The following is a 19744-nucleotide window of genomic DNA, read 5'->3' as shown; positions in this document are numbered from 1 at the left end:
TTTAACGAGGGAGAAGGCATCGCCTGTGTCGGCTTCCATCATGATTCCTCATGACGCTGATCCGGCGCGCCACCAATCACGCCAGCGATAAAAATGCGGCAGGTTACCGCCTGATCGATGCCGACGGCCTTCGCCAAAGGACTTTCCGCTAGTCAATGTCGCAGGAAAACCGGCGCGACAAAATCCTCGAAGTCGCTCATCCGCACCCGGCGCGCGAGACGTGACGAGGTATGATCGCGTTCTGGGAGAGCTTGGGCGATCGAGATGTGCAACATTTCTTACTTCGGTAAGCCAGTTATTTGAGCAACTCAACGACCCTGCACAACCGCCGCCGGTTTGGCGTCGTCTTGCTTTCGGCGTCAAGCAACACGGCGGGCCGCCCGCTGATCCGCGCCTTGTATCCATTATCCCAGTTGCCATCCTCACGCACTTTGCCTTACATGCCCGCCAAACTCGCCCGCGGATGACGGCCGGGCTCAAAAATCACAATTGTCAAAGGGACGAGACATGGCGCGTAACATCCTGATTCTTGGGGCTTCCTACGGCTCCCTGCTGGGCACGAAGCTGCTGATGGCGGGGCACAACGTGACCCTGGTCTGCCGCACCAAGACCGCGGAGCTGATCAACCGCGAGGGGACCGAGGTGCGCATCAAGTTGCGTGACGAGGCTGTTCACCGCGCCATCTTCTCGCGCGACCTGCCCGGCAAGCTCGACGCCGTGACGCCGGCCAATGTGGACTTGCCGCGTTACGACATGGTCGGCCTTGCGATGCAGGAGCCGCAATACACCAACCACACGGTGCGCGTTCTCATGGTCAGGATCGCCGCGGCGAAGCTGCCGTGCCTGTCCATCATGAACATGCCGCCGCTGCCCTATCTGAAGCGGATCCCCTCGCTCGCGGACATGGATCTTGAGGAGGCCTACACCAATGCGCAGGTGTGGGAGCGCTTCGAGCCCGGGCTGGTGACGCTGTGCTCGCCCGACCCGCAGGCGTTCCGTCCGCCGGAAGAGGCTGCGAACGTGCTGCACGTCGGCCTGCCCACGAATTTCAAGGCCTCCGTGTTCGGCGACGAGAAGCACAACAAGGTGCTGCGCGAGCTCGAAGCCGACATCGACGCGGTGACCCTCGACGGCCACGACGTGCCGGTGAAGCTGAAGGTGTTCGATTCCCTGTTCGTGCCGCTGGCGAAATGGTCGATGCTGCTGACCGGCAACTACCGCTGCATCACGCCGCACGAGCCGCAGTCGATCCGCGACGCCGTGCACGGCGATCTCGCGCGTTCGCAGACGATCTATGAGCATGTCGACGCCATCGCCCGGCGTCTCGGCGCCGATCCGCAGGACCAGGTGCCGTTCGCGAAATACGCCAAGGCTGCCGAGAGCCTGCTGAAGCCGTCATCGGCCGCGCGCGCGGTGGCCGGCGGCGCACCCTTCATCGAGCGCGTCGACCTGCTGGTCAAGCTGATCTCGCATCAGCTCGGCGCGCCCAATGCAGAGATCGACCGCACCGTCGAGACTGTGGACCTGAAGCTCAACGAGAAGATCGTGCAGGGCGGATCGGGCGCGCTGTAACGGGCCACGATCCCCTTTGCCGGACTTCGCGCATCCATCATTGACTGGGCGCATGCCGAGCGCACGGCGCAATGCCGGTTTCGTACATCAGCGGGGAACTCGCGCAAGCGATAACCCCAGGACGACGATCCGCAAGCTCCCTATCGGCCCGCACTTCTACGGCAATCGAATCACGCCTGAACTCCGCCGTGGGCAACAACGCATGATTCTCGCCATGGCGCTCGACGCGCCGTGGCCGGATTGGTAAGCCCCTGTCCGCGAATGATGGGACTTGAGTCGGGCATGACGGTTGCGATCGAGATGGGGCAGACCACGGCGGGCGCCGCGGCGGCCATGGACCTCGAGGAACTGCTGGCGACCCGCCTCCTGGTGCAGGGCAATTCGGGCTCCGGCAAATCGCATTTGCTGCGGCGGCTGCTGGAGCAGAGCGCACCCTGGGTGCAGCAGGCGATCATCGATCCCGAAGGCGATTTCGTCTCCCTGGCGGAGCATTTCGGCCATCTCGTGATCGAGGCCGAGGATCACACCGAACGCGGCCTTCAGGTTGCCGGCGAGCGCGCGCGGCTGCATCGCGTCTCCACCGTGCTCAATCTCGAAGGGCTCGATGCCGAGAACCAGATGCGCCGCGCCGCAGCCTTCCTCGGCGGACTGTTCGACGTGGACCGCGACCACTGGTATCCGATGCTGGTGGTGGTCGACGAGGCGCAGCTGTTTGCGCCTGCGGTCGCGGGGGAAGTCTCGGACGAAGCGCGAAAGCTTTCGCTCGGCGCGATGACCAATCTGATGTGCCGCGGCCGCAAGCGCGGGCTTGCCGGGATCATCGCGACCCAGCGGCTGGCAAAGCTCGCCAAGAACGTCGCGGCGGAAGCGTCCAACTTCCTGATGGGCCGCACCTTCCTCGACATCGACATGGCGCGCGCCGCCGACCTGCTCGGCATGGAGCGGCGGCAGGCCGAATCGTTTCGCGATCTCGAACGCGGACAATTCATGGCGCTCGGCCCCGCGCTGTCACGCCGGCCGCTGCGTTTGAACATCGGCGCGACCGAAACCCAGCCGCGCAATTCCACGCCGCGGCTGATGCCGATGCCCGAAGCCGCACTCGAAAATATGCGCGCCGTGATCCTGGCCGCGCCGCCGCCCGATGCCAGCCGGCCGCAGCGGCGGCCCGCGCCCGATCTGCTCGAGCAGCTCCGCGCCGCGAAGGCTGCGGCACCGGAGATCGGCCCCGAAATAATCGAGGTCCCGATTAGTGCCGAAGAGCTCGCCGAACGGCGCGAACGCGTGGATCGGACCCTTCGTGCCGTGCTCGCCGCGCCCGATGCCGGTTTCCGCGCGGTGGGCGTGCTGTACCAGGAGTTCGTGGTCCGCTGCCGCATCGAGGGCCTCGGCTCGGCGGTGCCCGACCTCACCGAATTCCGCCGCATGCTGACACGCGCACGCGCCGGGCTCGGCGCCGAGCATGCCGAGGACGACGCCTGGCAGGACGTGTCGCTGCGCGCCTCGATCCTGCCCGAGGACATGCAAGGCGTGTTCATGATGATCGCGCGCGCGGCGAAAGAAGGCTGGCCCTGCCCCGGCGACGCCGCGATCGCCCGCGCCTACGGCTCGCATTCGCTGCGCCGGGCGCAGCGCCTGCTCGGCTACATGGAAGAGCAGGGCCTAATCGTCTGCCAGCTCGACGGCGCCGGCCGCCGGTTCGTGACGCTGGTGGAATTAGCCTGGGCCACCGCGCCGGGCGATCCCAATGCCGACGATCTGCCGGCGGAGAGCGCAGCTTCGGCTTGAGCCCACGATTGACTCACGCTGTCTCGGTAGCATCGGCGCCCACCAGCACATCAGGCGTGCGCCGCCGCTCGAGCGCGAATAGCCTGCGATAGAGCACGACCGAAACCAGCCATGCAATCGCGAACAGCGCGATCACGGCGAAGCCGACGTTCGCGAGCGAATCGTTGAGGCCGTCGACCAGCGTCCACACACCGCCAGACAGGCCGAGCCGATCCCCGATCAGGCCAAGCGCCTCAATGCCGCCGATCAACAGCGCCACCGCGACCGAGGCACCGGTGATCGTGAGGTTGTACCAGAGCTTCCGTAAGGGATCGACGAAGGCCCAACGATAAGCGCTGACCATCAGCGCGGAATCGGCGGTATCGACCAGCGCCATGCCTGATGCGAACAGCGCGGGAAAGACCATGACGTCGGCCAGCGATGCACCAAGCGCGTATTCGCTGGCGGAGATGCTGAGCAGGCCGATCTCGGTGGCGGTGTCGAAGCCGAGGCCGAACAGGAAGCCGAGCGGGTACATATGCGCCGGCTTGGTCACCAGGCGGAACATCGGGCCGAGCAGCCGCGCCAGCAATCCGCGGCTGGCGAGCAGCGCATCAAGCTGCGCGGCGTCGTGAATGCCTTGCGCGCGCGCGATCCGGAACGTCCGCCACAGGCCGGCGAAGATGACCAGGTTGATGGCCGCGATCACCAGCAGGAACAGCGCCGACACCGACGTGCCGATGAAGCCGCCGACGTCCTTGAGCAGGCTGTCGCCGCCAAGGCTCACCAAGCCCAGCGCGAGCAGCATGGTCGCGACCACAACCACGGTGGAATGACCAAGCGCGAAATAGAGACCAACGCTGCGCGGCGCATCGCCGGCCTGCATCAGCTTGCGCACGACGTTGTCGATGGCCGCGATGTGGTCGGCATCGACGGCGTGGCGCAGGCCGAACACCCAGGCAAGCAGCGCGGTCGCCATCACCGTCGGCCGGTCACCGAACGCCGCGAACGCCCAAGCCCACGCCGCGATGTTGGCCGCGATCAACCCGCCGAACAGCAGCATCATTCCGGGATCGACCGCCCGCAAAGATAATTTCGTCACGCCAATCATTCCGTCCGCTGCACGACCCATCGCACGAGCGGTATGATCTTTTCATAAGGTGGTCATACTGACCAGTGCAATCCCGGAGGGGCGGCACGGTTCTGCAGCAGTGCTTGCGGCGTCTTTCGGGACGCCCGCTGCGCGGGCTCCTTTAGGATGAGGTCTTGCTTCGCCGCGAGGTTGCCAGACCCTCATGGTGAGGCGCCCGCCGAGGGCGGGCGTCTCGAACCATGCAGGCCGAGATGGCGCTACGCCGCCTCGGAGCCGCCGAGATAGGCATCGCGGATGCGGGGATCGTCCTTCAGCGCGCGGGCGGAGCCGGAGAGAACGATCTTGCCGGTCTGGAGCACATAGGCCTCGTGCGCGATCTCGAGCGCGAGGCTGGCGTTCTGCTCGACCATGAAGACCGAGACGCCCTCCTGGTTGATGGTGCGGATCAGCTCCAGCACGCGGTCGACGTAAAGCGGCGACAGGCCCATGGTCGGCTCGTCCATCACGATCATCCGGGGACGGCTCATCAGCGCCCGCGCCATCGCGACCATCTGCTGCTCGCCGCCCGAGAGCGAGCCGGCGCGCTGCGACAGCCGTTGGCCGAGCTTCGGGAACAGCGTGAGCATCTTGTCGAGATCCTGCGCGATCGCCTCGCGGTCGTCGCGCACGAAGGCGCCCATCAAAATGTTCTCGCGGACGCTCATGTCGGCGAACAGCCGCCGTGCCTCCGGCACCGAGGCGATGCCGCGGCGGACGATCTGCGGCGTGGTAAGTCCCAGTAGCGAAGTGCCGTCGAACGTCACGTCGCCCGAGCGCGGCTTCACGAGGCCTAGAATGATCTTCATCGTGGTCGATTTGCCGCTGGCATTGCCGCCGAGCAGGCAGACGATGTGGCCGCGCGGAACTGATATCGACAGGTCGAAATGCACCTGGGCCTGACCATAGAAGGTATTGACGTCGGTGATCGCGAGCAGCGCATCGGGAGGCGGGTTCGTCATGCCGCGCTCTCCTGCTTCGTCGTCAGGCCGTGGCCGAGATAGGCCTCGATCACCTTGGGATCACCGCGCACCGCTTCGCCCGGGCCTTCCGCGATTTTCTTGCCCTCGTCCATGACGATGACGCGATCGGAGAGGCGCATCACCATTTCGAGCTTGTGCTCGATCAGCACGATCGTCAGCCCTTCGGCTTTCAGCTCGGCGACGAGCCCCTGCATCTCCGTGGTCTCGGTCGGATTCATGCCGGCGGTCGGCTCGTCCAGCAGCAGCAGGCGCGGCTTCAAGGCGAGCGCGCGCGCGATCTCGACGCGGCGGCGGTTGGCGTAAGAGAGGCTGTAGGCCGGCTGATCGATACGCGGCAGCAACCGCTCGCCGAAGCGCGCGAGAATGACCTTCACCTCCTCGCGCAGCCGCTCTTCCTCCGCCTTGACGCTGGCGGGGCGCAGCAGCGCCAGACCCAATTCCAGCAGCGGGCCGATCACCGGCACTGCCGGTTTCACCGCGCGCAAGCGCGTATGCGCACCGATCAGGACGTTGTCCATCACGCTGAGATTGCCGAAGACGCGGCCGAGCTGGAACGTCCGCGCGATGCCTCCGGCCGCCAGCCGTTCCGGCGAGAAACCTGTGATGTCCTGACCTTCGAAGCGAACCGTCCCGGCGTCCGGAAGGTCAAGCCCGGTCACGAGATTGAACAGCGTTGTCTTGCCCGCCCCGTTCGGGCCGATGATGCTGATCAGCTCGCCTTTGGCGAGATCCAGATCGATGGCGTCGACGGCGGTGAGGCCGCCGAAGCGCCGCGTCAGCCCGCGCAGGGACAGCATCGCCGTGTGTGCGTCCATCATCACACCGTCCCCAAAAGGCCCTGCGGCCTGAACCGCACCAGCAGCAGCAGCACGATGCCGTAGATCAGGATGCGATACTCCGCCGCGATGCGGAACACTTCCGGCAGGCCGACCAGCGCGACCGCCCCGAGAATCGCCCCGACGACATTGCCGAGACCGCCGAGGATGACGACGGTCAGCGCCAGGATGGATTGCTGCGTGTTGAAGGTCTCGTGGTTGATATAGGAATAGAGATGCGCGGCGATGCCGCCGCTGACCCCCGCGGCAAAGCCGCCGAAGATGAAGGCCAGCGATTTGTAGCGATTCAGGCTGAGGCCATAGGCCCGCGCGGCGATGTCGTCGTCGCGGATGGCGCGAAAGCTGCGGCCGAGATGCGAGCCGAGCAGGCGTCCCTGCAGCAGCGCCAGCACGAGCATCACGATGAAGCTGAACCAGTAGATCGAAATCGGGCTGACCAGCTCATAGCCAAACAGCGACAGCGGCGGGATGCCGGAGATGCCGATCGGCCCGCGCGTGACGCTCTCCCAATTCAGGATCACCAGCGAGACGATCTCGCCGATCGCGAGCGTCGCGATTGACACATAATGTCCGCGCAGCCGGAACGACGGCGAGATCAGCGCCGTGCCCAGCGCAGCACTCATCAGGCCGCCGCCGATGATGGCAAGGCCGACCGGGACAGCGAACGTGAGCGACAGCAGCGCGGAGGTGTAGGCGCCGATCGCGAGCAGCGCGGCGTGTCCCAGCGAGACCTGACCAATCGTGCCTGCAACCAGGGTGAGGCTCAGCGCGAGCATGCCGAGCAGCCAGGCGTTAATCAGGGTCTGGAGCACGTAGAACGACACGGGCAACAGCGGCAGGATCGCGAAGACGACGGCAGCGATCAGCAGAGCCCAGCGCGGAATCCAGACCGGGCGGCTCGGCGCGATGAAAGTGCCGGTGAGCGGCTCGGGCGGCGCCTGCCGCGCGCTGGCGAACAGACCGTTCGGGCGCAGCACGAGCACCACGACTAGCAGCAGGAACGCGAACAGGTTGCGGTAGCTGGTGCCGAACACGGCAACGCCGTAGCTCTCCACCAATCCCAGCAGCAGGCTGCCGATCACCGCACCCGGCACATTGCCGGCACCGCCGACGACTTCGGCGACGACGCCCTTGAGCGTCGCCTGCAGGCTCATCGCGGTGTCGATCTGGTTATAGTACATACCGACCAGCAGGCCGGAGACGCCGCCGAGCGCAGCCGCAATGCCGAACACGGCCTGATTGACGCGGTTGACGTCGACGCCCATCTGCATCGCGGCGTCGCGGTCCTGCGCGGTGGCACGCACGGCCCAGCCGAGCTTGCTGTAGCGCAGGAACACGAACAGCAGCAACGCGCTGGTGAGGCCGACACCGGCGATGAGCAGATCGAGCGGGCCGATCGTGCCGCCGCCAATCTGGAAGCGGACATCCGGCAACTGGCTCGGCAATGCGCGCGGATTGGGCGAAAAAGTCAGCATCACGAGCTGATCGAGCACGAAGCTGATGCCGATGGTCGCCAGCAGCGGTGCGATGCGCACCGAGTTCTGCAGCGGGCGCAGGCCGAACCGCTCGATGATCAAGCCGACCAGCGCCGCCGCCACCGCGACCAGGATGATGGTGAGCGGCAGTGGCGTATGCAGCTGCACCACCGCGACCCAGCCGATATAGGCGCCGACGAGGTAGATCGATCCTTGCGCAAAGTTGATCAGCCGGCTGACGCCGAAGATCAGCGCGAGCCCGACCGCAACGAGGGCGTAGACGTTACCGACGATCAGCCCGTTGATCGTGTAGTCGAGCCAGGAAGACACGCAGGAGATCCCCTCAGGTCGGCTTGCCGTCCCAGAGGGCGAACTGGCCCTTGCGCACGACGAGCTCCGCATTCATGGCGCCCTTGACGCGCCGGCTCTCGACGTCGAACGTCGCTTTGCCGAAGATCACGCTCGAGACGTCCTTCACTTTCGTGAAGGCGTCGCGGATCGCGCGCCGGTCGGCGCCGCCGATCCTCACCACGGCGGCCGCCATGTTCATCGCGTCGTAGGCGTAGGCGTTGAACGCGTCGGGCTCCACCCCGTTGTATTTCTTCTTGAAGCCGGCGATGAACGTCTGCACCTCGGGGCGCGGGTCTTCCGGGAAGTAGCGCGTGCCGACATGGACGTCCTCGACGGCCTCGCCGCCGAGCTCCAGGAATTTCGGCGAGTAGACCGAGCTCGCGGCGCAGATCACCTGCTTCAGCCCAACCTGGCGCGCCTGGCGCGCGATCAGCGCACCGTCGGAATAATAGGAGATCAGGATCAGCCCGTCGGGATTGGCGTCGCGGACACGCACCAGCGTGGAGCGGAAGTCGCGCTCCTCCGCGATGTAGCCTTCGGTGACGGCGATTTCGGCGCCGTGCTCCTTCGCGGCCTTAACGAAATAGTCGCGGCTGGTACGGCCCCAATCGGTGTTGAGGTGCAGCACGGCGAGCTTCTTCAGGCCGAGGCGCTTGACGGCATAGGCCGCCAGCAGCGGCTGCTCGTCAGCCTGGCTGACCGAGGTGCTCCACATGAAGTCGCCGCCCTTGGTGAAATCGGGATGCGAATTTGTGAATCCGAACTGCACCAGCCCGCCGCGCTGATAGATCGGCGAGGCCGCCATCGAGGCGGGGCTGGAGAAGTCGCCGAGCTCCATGACAATCCTGGGATCGGAGACGAATTTCTGGGCGATCGCCACCGACTGGCGCGGGTCGCTCTGGCTGTCCTCGAAATTATAGGCGAGCTTGCGGCCGTTGATGCCGCCCGCTGCCTCGATCTCGTCGAGCGCGAGATCGAAGCCCTGCTTCCACTGCGTGCCATATTGTGCGTTCGGCCCGGTCAACGGACCACTGACGCCCAGCAAAATCGGTTCGGACGATTGCGCAAGCGCGGCGCGCGAGAAGGCTGCCCCCGCCATCAGGGCGGCAAGCGAGCCCTTGACCAGGGTACGACGATCGATGTTGCTCATGGACGGCTCCATCCTGTCAGGCGTTGAAACAACTAGCAATTTCCATGCCGGTGAGATTGGCTATTTCGAGGGCTCGCCAAGCGACAGCATCAGCCGGTTCGCCCAGTTGAAGAACGACGCGCCGTTGATGACGTCGACGATCTCGGCATCGTCGAGACCGGCGCGGCGCAGCTCATCGATATTGTCGGGGCTGAACGCGATCGGCGTCGCAGCCAACGCCACCGAGGCCTTGACGACCGCATTCCAGCGCTCGCCGAGATCGGCGCCGACGCCCTCGTCGAGCAGGCGCTGCACATCGTCGCGGCGCTTGGAATAAGTGCTGGCGAAACGCGCATGCACGGAGGCGCAGTAGATGCAGCCGTTGTAGCGCGAGGTCGCAGCCGCCGCGAGCTCGCGCTCGGCGCGCGGCAGGCCGTCGGCGACGTTGTAGAAGATGTCCTTGTCCGTCTTGGTGCGGGCTTCCAGCACCTCGGGGTCGCGCACCAGCAGGCGGAAATACTCGGACTTGGAACGGGAGCGATCGACGAGGCCCGCGAAATGCCGCTCGGTCAGCTCGGCTTCGAGCAGCGGGTCGATCCAGGACACCCAGCCCAGTTCGTCCTGGGTGAAGACGACGGGCGGATTGGCATTGTTTGCAGCGCTCATGATGCAGCCTCCTTACGCGCCGGCCGCGGCGTTCGTGGTGCGCCCGAGCGAGGCACCGAGCACGCGCAGTCCGGTGACGACGCGCACCTGGAACGACAGGAACGCAACGAGCTGAGAGAACGTGACGATTCCGGTGTTCGACCAACCGGCGGCGAGCAGAGCCTTCATGTCGGCGGCGGCCGCATCGCGCGGGCGGAACACCAGCAGATGCGCATGTTCGAACGCCGCAGCGAGCCGGTCCCCGAGATCGGGCTTGCGCTCCGCGCTGACGCGGTAGATCAAGCCGGCCTTGTTTTCGACAGACAGGGGGCCGGTTGGAAAGGCACCGTAGGGGCCCGAGGTCTCGCCCCGCGCGATTTCGACATCGACAGCTTCGACCAGGCGCGCGCCATCGGCGGTCGCAGCTAACTTCGCCCGATAGAAGCCGGCCATCGTGGGCTCGCGGTGAAGCCCGATCACGAAGAGCGCGACCGCGGCGCGCTCCACCAGCGAGACATCGCCGGCGTCGATCGGCTCGAACAGCGAGAGATAGCTCTTCTGCGCATTGTCGCGCGCCTGGATGCGCTTGGCCCGAATGCCGTCCAGAGCCGAACCCGGTTCGATCCCGGCGAGCGTGTCGATGATATCTTTCGTAGCCATCATTCAGCCTCTTGCAACCTCATTCCGACTAACCCGCCAGCGCCACGTCGGGCGCCGTCCGCGCCCAGCCCAGCGCCGGCGCGACCTTCTCCGCCACCAGCTCGATCGAGCGCAGGATATGGGGATGCGGGGCATCGACCGAATGCGCCTGGAAGACGAGATCGGTCACCCGCTCCAGCGTGGCGTCGGCGCGGAGCGAAGCGATGACGTCGTCGGCCGCGCCGACATGGGTGTCGAACGCCGCGATCATCTCCTCGAGCGTTTCGCCTGGCTTGGCGTGGCCGCCCTTGAGGAATTGCGGGAGCGCGCGCCGCAGGCCGATATCGGCAAGACGCATCGCCTCAGTCCGGTCGTCGGCAACGAAGACGGTGCGCGAGGCCATGATGCGGGGCTCCCGTCCCGGCGGCAGCGCCTCGAGATAGGCATCGATCACCGGATTCTGAATCTCGGCGAGCGTTGCCTTCGGCGCCTCCTTGGTTCGAGGCTGGGTGCGCGACAGCAACAGGCCATCGCCTGCCTTGCCGGCACGCGCGCCGCCCGCGACAGAGAACGTCGCCTGCCAGATCCTGTCGTCCAATTGCGGCCGCTGCGGATAGAGCGTGTCACCACCTTCGAGCGGCTTGCCGACCAACGCGGTGCGGACGACGTCCAGATTGCGCGCAAAGATCTCGTTGCGCTGGGCGCTGTCGAGGCCGAAGGCGGCAAAGGCCGAGGGATTGCCGCCGGTGCCGACACCGAGCTCGAAGCGACCGTTGCAGAGCAGATCGAGCACCGCGGCATCCTCCGCCACCCGCACCGCGTTCTCCAGCGGCAAGGTGACGATGCCGGTGCCGAGCCTGATGCGCGAGGTCTGGGCTGCGACATAACCGAGGAAGGTGAAGGGGGACGGCAGGCCGCCCTCGCGCTCGTGGAAATGGTGCTGCGCGATCCACGCGGAATCGAGGCCCGCCGTCTCGGCGCGCACGATCTGCTCGGCCGCGAAGCGATATCGGTCGGCCGGCGGGGCCTCGTCGAGAAGCCGTGTGAAAAACCCCAGGCGTTTCAGGTTTGCTAAGCGTTTCATACGACCCCTGTCGGACGAGGATAGGTCCCGATGATGTCGGTTGCCGCAGCTCCAGACAAGCGGGCATTGCGCAGGGCTAGTACGCAAGCCCGCCCGCCGGGATCGCCCTGAGCTGAACTTTGGCTGGGCAGACTGCCTACCAGCTCGGCAGAACCGCGCCCTTGAACTTGGTCAGGATGAACTCCTTGACCTCCGCCGTGTGATAGCTGTCCACCAGGATCTTGACCCAGGGCTTGTCCTTGTCGACCGTGCGAACGGCGATGAGATTGACGTAGGGACCCTTCGGGTCCTCGCGCAGGATCGGATCCTTGACGGGATCGAGGCCAGCCTGGGTTGCATAATTGGTGTTGATCGCGGCGGCGTCGACGTCGTCGAGCGCCCGCGGCGCCTGCGCCGCGTCGACCTCGATGAACTTCAGCTTCTTGGGATTCTCGGTGATATCGAGCACCGTCGGCTTGAAACCCGTGCCGTCCTTCAGCTTGATCGCGCCCTTGTCTCGCAGCAGCAGCAACACGCGGCCGCCATTGGTCGGATCGTTCGGGATCGAGACCTTGCCGCCCTCGGGGATATCGGCGAAGGCCTTGTGCTTCTTGGAATAGACGCCGATCGGGAAATTCACGGTCAGGCCGACGGCTTCGATCTTGTAGCCACGGTCCGCCTTCTGATTGTCCAAATATGGTTGGTTCTGGAACGAATTGGCCTGGATCTCACTGGCATCGAGCGCTGCGTTCGGCACGACGTAGTCGGAGAATTCGATGAGCTGGATGTCGAGACCCTGCTTGGCGGCGATCGGCTTCACCGCCTCGAAGATCTGGGCGTGCGGCCCCGGCGTCACGCCGATCTTGATGGTCTCGCCTGAAGCGGCGGCCGACCAGACGGCGAGCACGGTCGCAAGGATCAGGGTGGAACAGAACGACATCTTGGTCTCCATGACTCGGCAATGATTGGAACCGTATTCGCTTCTCCACGGCGCGAAATCAATGAAATGTAAATCCATATTGACCGATTGACGCGGACGACGCTTCTCCGTTCGACGGCATGCGGGGAACGAATGCATCTGCGCAAGCGTGAGACGCGTCACGACAAAACCCACGGATCGTTGCCCGTAGCCCGATGGAGCGATGCGCAATCCGGGGCGCCGCCAGCGCGGCTGGACTTATCCTGGTTGCGCTCGGCTCCATCCGGGCGTCAGACCTCTCCCCGCACATTCGTCATTTCGCCGCAGGGTTTTCTGACCTTGGTGGCATTGCCGCCTCGCCCATGATCAAACATGATGGGCCTTGGCCGGTGACGACTTGTCCTTGAAGTGGGGGATCATCCGATGAACGAGAACGAAATCCGCAAGTCCATCACTGAGGTGCAGCAGGGCACCCTGTCGCGACGCTCGTTCATGCAGACGATGGCTGCGATCGGGATCGCGGCGCCTGTCGCGAGCCAGATCCTGGTCTGGAACGACGTGGCGATGGCGGACGCCACCCTGCCCTACAAGCCGACCAAGGCCGGCGGCGGCGGCCCACTCAAGATCCTGCTCTGGCAGGCCCCTACACTGCTCAATCCGCATTTCGCGCTCGGGACCAAGGACCAGATCGCCTCGCGCGTCTTCTTCGAGCCGCTCGCCGGCTGGGACAAGGACGGCAACCTCGTCCCCTGCCTCGCGGCCGAGGCTCCGTCCAAGCAGAACGGCGGCCTTTCGCCGGACGGCCTGAGCGTGACCTGGAAACTGAAGCAGGGCGTGAGATGGCATGACGGCAAGCCCTTCACCGCCGACGACGTCGTGTTCACCTGGCAATACGCCTCGGATCTCGCCACGGCGGCGTACACTACGGGGTCTTACAAAGACATCACGGTCGAGAAGATCGACGACCACACCGTCAAGGTGCTGTTCAAGGCGCCGACGCCGTTCTGGGCCGATCCCTTCGTCGGCTCGGTCGGTCCGATCCTGCCGAAACATCATTTCGGCGACTATGTCGGCGCGAAGTCGCGCGAAGCGCCCGGCAATCTGAAGCCGGTCGGCACTGGTCCCTACAAATTCGTCGAGTTCAAGCCGGGTGACCTGATCCGGGCCGAACGCAATCCCGACTATCACGTCAAGAACCAGCCGCATTTCGACACGCTCGAGATCAAGGGCGGTGGCGATGCGGTGTCCGCGGCTCGCGCCGTGCTGCAGACCGGCGAATACGACTATGCCTGGAACATGCAGGTGGAGGAGGAGGTCCTCAAACGCATGGAGGCCAGCGGCAAGGGCAAGCTCGACGTCACGCCATCAGGCAACGTCGAATTCATCATCCTCAACACGACGGACCCCTGGACCGAGGTGGACGGCGAGCGCTCAAGCCCCAAGACCAAGCACCCGACGCTGTCCGATCCCGCCGTTCGCCGCGCGATCAATCTGCTGATCGACCGCGAGTCGATTCAGAAATTCATTTACGGGCGCGGCGGCGTCGCCACCGCGAGCTTCGTCAACGCGCCCAAACAGTTCAAGTCGCCGAAGCTGAAATACGAGTTCGACGTCGACAAGGCGAACAAGATCCTCGACGAGGCCGGCTGGGCCAAGGCCGCGGACGGCATCCGCGAGAAAGACGGCAAGAAGCTCAAATTCGTCTTCCAGACCTCGACCAATGCGCCGCGTCAGAAGACGCAGGCCATCATCAAGCAGGCCTGCCAGAAGGCCGGGATCGAGATCGAAATCAAGGCGGTCACGGCATCGGTGTTCTTCTCGTCCGACGTCGGCAACCCCGACACCTACTCTAAGTTCTATGCCGACATGGAGATGTACAACACCACGCAGCCGCAGCCCGACCCGGAGCGCTTCCTGAACCAGTGCGTCTCCTGGGAGATCTCCAACAAGGAAAACAAATGGCTCGGCCGCAACGTCTCGCGCTGGTCCGATCCCGAGGCCGACAAGGCCTACAAGTCTGCGCAGAACGAGCTTGATCCGGTCAGGCGGGCCGCGCTGCTGATCAAGGTCGACGAAACCTTTTGCGAGGCCAACGTGTTCCTGCCGCTTCTATCCCGCAACATCGTCAACGCAGGGGTCAACAACCTCATGGTCGACATGTCGGGATGGGACGTCACGACCTGGAATCTGGCGAGTTGGTATCGCAGCTGACGCCGGAGAGGCTGAACGCGCAAACTCCGCCTCGGCAGACCACCAGCTCAATCCCTGCCGGCGAATTGACGGTCGAGGTTTGACGCCGCGTCGGCGCTTCTGAGCCGTTTCATCAGCTCATCCCGCTCCTTGCCGTCGGGCAACGCCTCGGCCTTTTCACGGATGGTCCTGGTGAACTCCGCAAGCCGTTCTTGCAGAGTGGTGGTTTGCTGAACGCGACGCCGCCTGAGCACGATCGGGTCTCCATCTCATGGCACCATGCGGTGCCTTTCCGGATTGCCGATGATAAGTGCGAGCGCAGCCATGTCTGTATCAAATGATATAGTTCACGCCATTGGTGCCGACACCCTTTGTTCACATGTGAACAGTGGGAGCCACCTTCACCTGCCGCTCCGGAACGAAAATGGCGGCTGTTACATTGACGCGGCGAGACAGCACGGACGCGCCATGGGCAAGATATTGATCAGCACCGCCGTCGTAAGCCTGGCGCTCATCATTGCCTTCGCGGTCTATGTCATCACTCTCTGAATTGCCAAGTAGAAGCGAATGATGGTGCGGCTCGGACATCAACCGCGTGCGCAGCAATCGACCAACAGGTCCCAGATCCGCTGCGCCTCGCGCGATGCGCTGCTTTCCGGCCCCTTCTCCGGGTTGGACTGCGAATAGTCCGCCACCGGACGTTCCTCGCGAGGCACGATCCATCGCTGGGAGATCGGGTCGTACCATTTTCCGATCATCATTTCAGTCACGCCGATCGACTCACCGATTTGATCCTGGCGAGCTACGGCTCACGGGCTTCGTCAATCCCATTCACCGCGCCTCGCCCATTTTACAAATCGGCTTCTGACACAATCGTTCCTGCCGCGGCTCAGCCAGGCCGTGCCGGATGAAGCGTACGGGGATGCCGCTCGTGCAGCAGTCGCGCGAGCTCTTCCCGCTCCGCAGGACGCCCCTTCATGGCGGTCTCGAACAGCGCTTCCTGGATGTCGCGAGGCATGTCACCCCACACGTCCATGGCCGCTCGTCCGAGCAAGCCCGCAAGATGATCCGCACCATCGCTCATTCGGCTCTCCTGATCTGATCACGGGAATGGAACAGCTAGGGCTGTGCAGCGTTCCAGTTCCATCATTGTCAAAGGAGACGTCGTTTATGGGATTCTTCACCAAGGACATCAAATCGATGGAAGACCTGCTGCTGCACGGCCTGCAGGATATCTATTACGCGGAACAGCAGATCCTCAAGGCTCTGCCGAAGATGATCGAGAAGGCGACAAACAGGAACCTTGCCGCCGGCTTGAAAGCCCATCTGGAGGAGACCAACAAGCAGGTCGACAGGCTCGGCAAGGCATTCGCGAAGCTCGGCAAGGAGCCCAGCGGGACACACTGTCCCGCCATCGACGGCCTCATCAAGGAGGCCGATGAGACCGCGGGCGAAATCGAGGACAAGGCCGTGCTCGATGCCGCGATCGTGGCCAACGCACAGGCCGTCGAGCATTATGAGATGTGCCGCTACGGCACGCTGATCGCATGGGCGGAGGAACTCGGGCACGACGACATCGCGCGCTTCCTCACGACGAACCTGAACGAAGAGAAGGCCGCCAACACCAAGCTGAACACCGTGGCGCTTCGCAAGGGCGTCAATGCCAAGGCGTCCAGCGCGGCTTGATCGAGACCTGCTGGTCAAGGCGTGCTGGTGAAGACGTACTAGACGTGGCGGCCCCACCCGCGGGGCTGCCACGTTCTCGTTGCAGGTTCGGTCAGATGAACGGCTTGCCGCCGGTGACCGCCAGGGTCGCTCCCGACGTGTAGCTCGAGAGTGGATCGGCGAGCATGACATAGGCGGTCGCAAGTTCGGCCGGTTGGCCGGCCCGTTGCATCGGCACTTGCTTGCCGAAGTTCTTGACTTTGTCCTCCGGCATCGTCGACGGAATCAGCGGCGTCCAGATCGGACCCGGAGCGACCGCATTGACCCGAATGCCCTTCGCCGCCAGCATCTGCGCGAGCCCGCCGGTAAAGTTCTGAATGGCGCCCTTGGTCGTGGCATAGGCCAGCAGGGTCGGATTCGGCATGTCGGAGTTCACCGACGCGGTGTTGATGATCGCCGCTCCCGGGCGCATGTGGGGGACCGCAGCCTTGGTGAGATAGAACATGGCGTGAATGTTGGTCTCGAACGTCCGCTGCCATTCCTCGTCGCTGATCTCAGCGATCTCCTTGAACGTGTCCTGATGCGCCGCGTTGTTGACGAGGACGTCTATTGCGCCGAACGCCTCGACGGTGCGCTGGATGATCGCGCGACAATGATCGGGATTGCGGATGTCGCCGGGGATCAGGACGACCTTGCGTCCCTCGCGCTCCACCAGCGACTTGACCTCAGCGGCATCCTCGTCCTCGTTCAAATAGGCGATGACGATGTCGGCACCTTCCCGGGCATAGGCGATCGCGACCGCGCGGCCGATGCCACTGTCGCCACCGGTGATGATTGCCTTCTTTCCGGACAGTCGCCCGGAGCCCTTGTAACTCTCTTCGCCGTGATCCGGTCGTGGATTCATCGCGCGGGTCGAACCGGGCATCGATTGCTGCTGGGACGGATAAGGCGGCTTTGGATATTCGGTCATGGAGTGGCTCCAGGGATTTACTCCGCTAACGGAAAGCTTTCGGAAGCGTTCCTCGCGGTTCCATCACGCCTCGTGGCCAAGCCGCACGATGATGTCGCTCGGCAACAGCGCTGGCGCGTCGGCGGCGCCCAATCGCCATAGGTTCTCGCCCGCGACCAGCGCCGGCATGGGCAGTTCGTGGTCGGCGAAATTGGCAACAATCTGCAAGATGTCTCCCTTCTGCGTCCGCCAACGGGCATCCAGGCCGCCCTTACGCTGGTTCTCCCCCAGCAACCTGCAATGAGCCGAAACGAAACCCCGTTTGATCAGCGGAACGATCTTCTCGCGCCGTATCTTCAGCAATCGGGCTGTGAGGCCGCGAAACCTGGCGCTGGCGGGAGAGCGGTCGATGCCGGCCCAGTCGAGCTTCGATGCCCCGAAGGTTTTTTCATCGCACGGATCCGGAATCCTGGCGCGCATGCCGGGCGTCGAGAACGCCTTGAAGTGCGCGAACTCCTTGCGCCGCCCTTCCCGCGTCAGCTCGGCAGCTTCGCCGGACCAGTCTGCGAAAAACAGGAATGGCGTCTCGGCCGCGGCTTCCTCACCCATGAACAACAGGGGAATATGCGGGTTCAAGAGAACCAGTGCCATGGCCTGGTCCAGCTTCTCCGGACCGACCAGCGCGGAAAGCCGCTCCCCGAGCGCGCGGTTGCCGATCTGGTCGTGGTTCTGGGCGAAGAAGATGGTGGCATCAGGCGGCAGATGCGCGCTCGGCTCGCCGCGCGGTTCGTCATGCAGCGGAAAGATTTCGCCCTGGTAGGCAAAGCCCTCGGTGAGCGCTCGCGCGAGATGTTCAAGCGGCCTGTCTGCGAACGCGCGATAATAGCCTTCGTCCTCGCCCGTCAACAGGACGTGGAGCGCGTTGTGAAAATCATCGCCCCATTGCGCGTCATAGAGCCGGGTTCGCCCCTGAGCACGGTCGAGCAGGCGGGCCTGATTGGCCTCGTTCTCCAGCATCAGATGCACGCGCCGGTCCGGCAGCTGACTGCGAACCGTCTCGGCAAGCTCGATCAGGAAATGGCGGTCGGAATCGTCCTTCAGGGCGTGAACGGCGTCGAGCCGCAAGCCGTCGAACCCGTAGTCGCGCAGCCACATCAACGCGTTCTCGATCAGGAACTCGCGCACGAACGCGCCGTCGTGTCCCTCGAGGTTGACGGCAGGGCCCCAGCCGGTGCTGTGGCGCGCGGTAAAGAAACTTTCCGCATAGAGGTGCAGATAGTTCAGCTGCGGTCCGAAATGGTTATAGACAACATCGAGATAGACCATGATGTCGAGGGCATGCGCCGCGCGTAACAGCCGCTTGAGGTCTTCCGGCCTGCCGTAGCGCGCATTCGGCGCATTCAGCAGCACGCCGTCATAGCCCCAATTGTGCCGGCCGGGGACATCATTGAGCGGCATCAGCTCGATTGCGGTAATGCCGAGATCGCGCAGATAGGGCAACTTCTTCTCGACGCCGGCATAGGTGCCCTCCTCACTGAAGGTGCCGACGTGCAACTCGTAGATCACGGCCTCCGCCCAAGGGCGGCCGGGATAGAGCACCGAGTCTCGGAACGCCGCAGTGTCCACCACCTCGCTCGAGGCCCCGACGTCGTCCGGCTGGAAGAACGAGGCGGGATCGGGAACGACCAGGTCTTCGTTGATCCTGAACTGATAGCGCGTGCCGACATGCGCGGCGGGACTCAACGCCTGGTACCAGCCATCGTGGTCGCGCATCATCCGGAGTGGCGGCCGGCCGGCTTCGAGCAATTCGACCGATTGCGCCGTCGGCGCCCACAGATTGAAGCAGACCCCGTGGTCGAGGCATCGAGGGCCGTGGTGTCGCGCTGGCCCAGCCATTCCCAAACTGTGACTCAAACCTGGCCGCCTTTGCGTGCATGGCTGGAAGTTACGGCACGCTTCGCGAGGCTCGATTTTACGATCGCTTGAGCATGCTCAACGGGAGAAGCCGAGATGTGGGCATTCGTTCCTCAGGCCGGCGCCACACCGATGCGCCATGTGCGTTGTGTGCACTTTTGGGCCGAGGTGCGGCGACGATGGGTTGGGGAAGATCAAGTTGCAAACAGGGAACGGAATCGCCGGGGCGACGGTTGCAACTCCACACGGGAGTTTTCGTCATGCGCCGCTCGAAGCCACAGCCGATCCGCAACAAGCTCGACCTGGCCGACCGTACTCAGGTGCGCCTCGTCAGAAAGCGTCTCGGACTATCCGACGCAGAGCTGACCAGCATCGTCGAGCGGATTGGCAACTCGATTGCGGCTATCAGCAAGGAGGCGGCGCTGCAAAGGGCAACCACGCTGCCGAAGCCGGACGATGTGCCTCCTGTCGCGGTGATTACTTCTGCGACCGTCGGCGAGCAGGCGACGCGGAAGTGACGG

The 19744-nt window shown here is 64.4% G+C and carries 20 protein-coding genes; 5 read left to right on the top strand and 15 right to left on the bottom strand.

What is annotated here, in order from left to right:
- The first annotated feature begins 507 nt into the window (after nt 1-507).
- Nucleotides 508-1572 carry a ketopantoate reductase family protein gene (locus RX329_RS09600; protein WP_317245763.1) on the top strand — a complete coding sequence of 355 codons (1065 nt, stop codon included), beginning with the start codon at nt 508-510 and terminating at the stop codon, nt 1570-1572.
- 282 nt (nt 1573-1854) lie between these two features.
- Entirely contained in the window at nt 1855-3357 is a 1503-nt protein-coding gene (locus RX329_RS09595; protein WP_317245761.1) for an ATP-binding protein, read from the top strand.
- A gap of 13 nt (nt 3358-3370) precedes the next feature.
- Here the strand turns inward: RX329_RS09595 and RX329_RS09590 are convergent, their stop codons facing one another.
- The 9 genes from RX329_RS09590 to RX329_RS09550 form a co-directional block, all read right to left on the bottom strand.
- Nucleotides 3371-4402: a HoxN/HupN/NixA family nickel/cobalt transporter gene (locus tag RX329_RS09590; RefSeq protein ID WP_247401791.1), complete on the bottom strand. Its 1032-nt coding sequence runs from the start codon at nt 4400-4402 to the stop codon at nt 3371-3373.
- A gap of 284 nt (nt 4403-4686) precedes the next feature.
- Complete coding sequence (locus tag RX329_RS09585; protein ID WP_085357560.1) at nt 4687-5427, bottom strand: ABC transporter ATP-binding protein; 741 nt, start codon at nt 5425-5427, stop codon at nt 4687-4689.
- The gene (locus tag RX329_RS09580; RefSeq protein WP_162496263.1) at nt 5424-6266 is read right to left on the bottom strand and encodes an ABC transporter ATP-binding protein; all 843 of its coding nucleotides are present in this window, start codon (nt 6264-6266) and stop codon (nt 5424-5426) included. Before RX329_RS09580 ends, RX329_RS09585 begins: the two co-directional genes overlap by 4 nt.
- A complete protein-coding gene (locus tag RX329_RS09575; protein ID WP_317245760.1) occupies nt 6266-8089 on the bottom strand; it encodes an ABC transporter permease in 1824 nt (607 codons plus the stop codon). Before RX329_RS09575 ends, RX329_RS09580 begins: the two co-directional genes overlap by 1 nt.
- A 13-nt stretch (nt 8090-8102) precedes the next feature.
- Entirely contained in the window at nt 8103-9260 is a 1158-nt protein-coding gene (locus tag RX329_RS09570) for an ABC transporter substrate-binding protein (protein ID WP_026232631.1), read from the bottom strand.
- 60 nt (nt 9261-9320) lie between these two features.
- Nucleotides 9321-9905, bottom strand: coding sequence for an alkylhydroperoxidase domain protein (locus tag RX329_RS09565; protein WP_085348494.1), 585 nt, complete (start codon nt 9903-9905; stop codon nt 9321-9323).
- A gap of 12 nt (nt 9906-9917) precedes the next feature.
- A complete protein-coding gene (locus RX329_RS09560) occupies nt 9918-10544 on the bottom strand; it encodes a CMD domain protein (RefSeq protein ID WP_204513992.1) in 627 nt (208 codons plus the stop codon).
- Between the two features lie 28 nt (nt 10545-10572).
- Nucleotides 10573-11607: a putative FMN-dependent luciferase-like monooxygenase gene (locus RX329_RS09555; protein WP_204512174.1), complete on the bottom strand. Its 1035-nt coding sequence runs from the start codon at nt 11605-11607 to the stop codon at nt 10573-10575.
- A 136-nt stretch (nt 11608-11743) separates the two neighbouring features.
- The gene (locus RX329_RS09550; RefSeq protein WP_317245759.1) at nt 11744-12538 is read right to left on the bottom strand and encodes a MetQ/NlpA family ABC transporter substrate-binding protein; all 795 of its coding nucleotides are present in this window, start codon (nt 12536-12538) and stop codon (nt 11744-11746) included.
- 390 nt (nt 12539-12928) lie between these two features.
- Between RX329_RS09550 and RX329_RS09545 the strand changes: the two genes are divergently transcribed.
- Entirely contained in the window at nt 12929-14716 is a 1788-nt protein-coding gene (locus RX329_RS09545) for a peptide ABC transporter substrate-binding protein (protein WP_085348497.1), read from the top strand.
- 47 nt (nt 14717-14763) lie between these two features.
- Here RX329_RS09545 and RX329_RS09540 read toward each other — a convergent pair whose 3' ends face one another.
- The 4 genes from RX329_RS09540 to RX329_RS09525 form a co-directional block, all read right to left on the bottom strand.
- Complete coding sequence (locus RX329_RS09540; protein WP_018453934.1) at nt 14764-14949, bottom strand: hypothetical protein; 186 nt, start codon at nt 14947-14949, stop codon at nt 14764-14766.
- Nucleotides 14950-15070: 121 nt separating this feature from the next.
- A complete protein-coding gene (locus RX329_RS09535) occupies nt 15071-15283 on the bottom strand; it encodes a hypothetical protein (protein WP_143273036.1) in 213 nt (70 codons plus the stop codon).
- The gene (locus RX329_RS09530) at nt 15283-15465 is read right to left on the bottom strand and encodes a hypothetical protein (protein WP_143273038.1); all 183 of its coding nucleotides are present in this window, start codon (nt 15463-15465) and stop codon (nt 15283-15285) included. The genes RX329_RS09535 and RX329_RS09530 overlap by 1 nt, the downstream gene beginning before the upstream one ends.
- A 119-nt stretch (nt 15466-15584) precedes the next feature.
- Complete coding sequence (locus tag RX329_RS09525) at nt 15585-15779, bottom strand: hypothetical protein (RefSeq protein WP_007614011.1); 195 nt, start codon at nt 15777-15779, stop codon at nt 15585-15587.
- 86 nt (nt 15780-15865) lie between these two features.
- Between RX329_RS09525 and RX329_RS09520 the strand changes: the two genes are divergently transcribed.
- Entirely contained in the window at nt 15866-16381 is a 516-nt protein-coding gene (locus RX329_RS09520; RefSeq protein ID WP_317245758.1) for a ferritin-like domain-containing protein, read from the top strand.
- A 91-nt stretch (nt 16382-16472) separates the two neighbouring features.
- Here RX329_RS09520 and RX329_RS09515 read toward each other — a convergent pair whose 3' ends face one another.
- Together RX329_RS09515 and treZ are read right to left on the bottom strand one after the other, a co-directional pair.
- Entirely contained in the window at nt 16473-17330 is an 858-nt protein-coding gene (locus RX329_RS09515) for an SDR family oxidoreductase (RefSeq protein ID WP_317245757.1), read from the bottom strand.
- A 63-nt stretch (nt 17331-17393) separates the two neighbouring features.
- A complete protein-coding gene (treZ, locus tag RX329_RS09510; protein ID WP_317245756.1) occupies nt 17394-19205 on the bottom strand; it encodes a malto-oligosyltrehalose trehalohydrolase in 1812 nt (603 codons plus the stop codon).
- A 278-nt stretch (nt 19206-19483) separates the two neighbouring features.
- Here treZ and RX329_RS09505 point away from each other — a divergent pair, with 278 nt between their 5' ends.
- Entirely contained in the window at nt 19484-19741 is a 258-nt protein-coding gene (locus RX329_RS09505) for a DUF3606 domain-containing protein (RefSeq protein WP_018453928.1), read from the top strand.
- The last annotated feature ends 3 nt before the right edge of the window (nt 19742-19744 follow it).

It is taken from the genome of Bradyrhizobium sp. BWC-3-1 (assembly GCF_032917965.1).
GTDB lineage: Bacteria > Pseudomonadota > Alphaproteobacteria > Rhizobiales > Xanthobacteraceae > Bradyrhizobium > Bradyrhizobium canariense_D.
The sequence above is the reverse complement of the archived record's forward strand: the minus strand, read 5'-3'. Positions and strand labels throughout refer to the sequence as shown.

What these genes read in the sequence shown, in the direction of transcription:
- RX329_RS09525 (WP_007614011.1), bottom strand. Translation starts at nt 15,779, where the DNA reads ATGAGCGATGGTGCGGATCATCTTGCGGGCTTGCTCGGACGAGCGGCC.
- RX329_RS09590 (WP_247401791.1), bottom strand. Translation starts at nt 4,402, where the DNA reads ATGATGCTGCTGTTCGGCGGGTTGATCGCGGCCAACATCGCGGCGTGG.
- RX329_RS09505 (WP_018453928.1), top strand. Translation starts at nt 19,484, where the DNA reads ATGCGCCGCTCGAAGCCACAGCCGATCCGCAACAAGCTCGACCTGGCC.
- RX329_RS09595 (WP_317245761.1), top strand. Translation starts at nt 1,855, where the DNA reads ATGACGGTTGCGATCGAGATGGGGCAGACCACGGCGGGCGCCGCGGCG.
- RX329_RS09545 (WP_085348497.1), top strand. Translation starts at nt 12,929, where the DNA reads ATGAACGAGAACGAAATCCGCAAGTCCATCACTGAGGTGCAGCAGGGC.
- treZ (WP_317245756.1), bottom strand. Translation starts at nt 19,205, where the DNA reads ATGGCTGGGCCAGCGCGACACCACGGCCCTCGATGCCTCGACCACGGG.
- RX329_RS09580 (WP_162496263.1), bottom strand. Translation starts at nt 6,266, where the DNA reads ATGATGGACGCACACACGGCGATGCTGTCCCTGCGCGGGCTGACGCGG.
- RX329_RS09600 (WP_317245763.1), top strand. Translation starts at nt 508, where the DNA reads ATGGCGCGTAACATCCTGATTCTTGGGGCTTCCTACGGCTCCCTGCTG.
- RX329_RS09515 (WP_317245757.1), bottom strand. Translation starts at nt 17,330, where the DNA reads ATGACCGAATATCCAAAGCCGCCTTATCCGTCCCAGCAGCAATCGATG.
- RX329_RS09585 (WP_085357560.1), bottom strand. Translation starts at nt 5,427, where the DNA reads ATGACGAACCCGCCTCCCGATGCGCTGCTCGCGATCACCGACGTCAAT.
- RX329_RS09560 (WP_204513992.1), bottom strand. Translation starts at nt 10,544, where the DNA reads ATGGCTACGAAAGATATCATCGACACGCTCGCCGGGATCGAACCGGGT.
- RX329_RS09550 (WP_317245759.1), bottom strand. Translation starts at nt 12,538, where the DNA reads ATGGAGACCAAGATGTCGTTCTGTTCCACCCTGATCCTTGCGACCGTG.
- RX329_RS09555 (WP_204512174.1), bottom strand. Translation starts at nt 11,607, where the DNA reads ATGAAACGCTTAGCAAACCTGAAACGCCTGGGGTTTTTCACACGGCTT.
- RX329_RS09565 (WP_085348494.1), bottom strand. Translation starts at nt 9,905, where the DNA reads ATGAGCGCTGCAAACAATGCCAATCCGCCCGTCGTCTTCACCCAGGAC.
- RX329_RS09535 (WP_143273036.1), bottom strand. Translation starts at nt 15,283, where the DNA reads ATGTCCGAGCCGCACCATCATTCGCTTCTACTTGGCAATTCAGAGAGT.
- RX329_RS09570 (WP_026232631.1), bottom strand. Translation starts at nt 9,260, where the DNA reads ATGAGCAACATCGATCGTCGTACCCTGGTCAAGGGCTCGCTTGCCGCC.
- RX329_RS09520 (WP_317245758.1), top strand. Translation starts at nt 15,866, where the DNA reads ATGGGATTCTTCACCAAGGACATCAAATCGATGGAAGACCTGCTGCTG.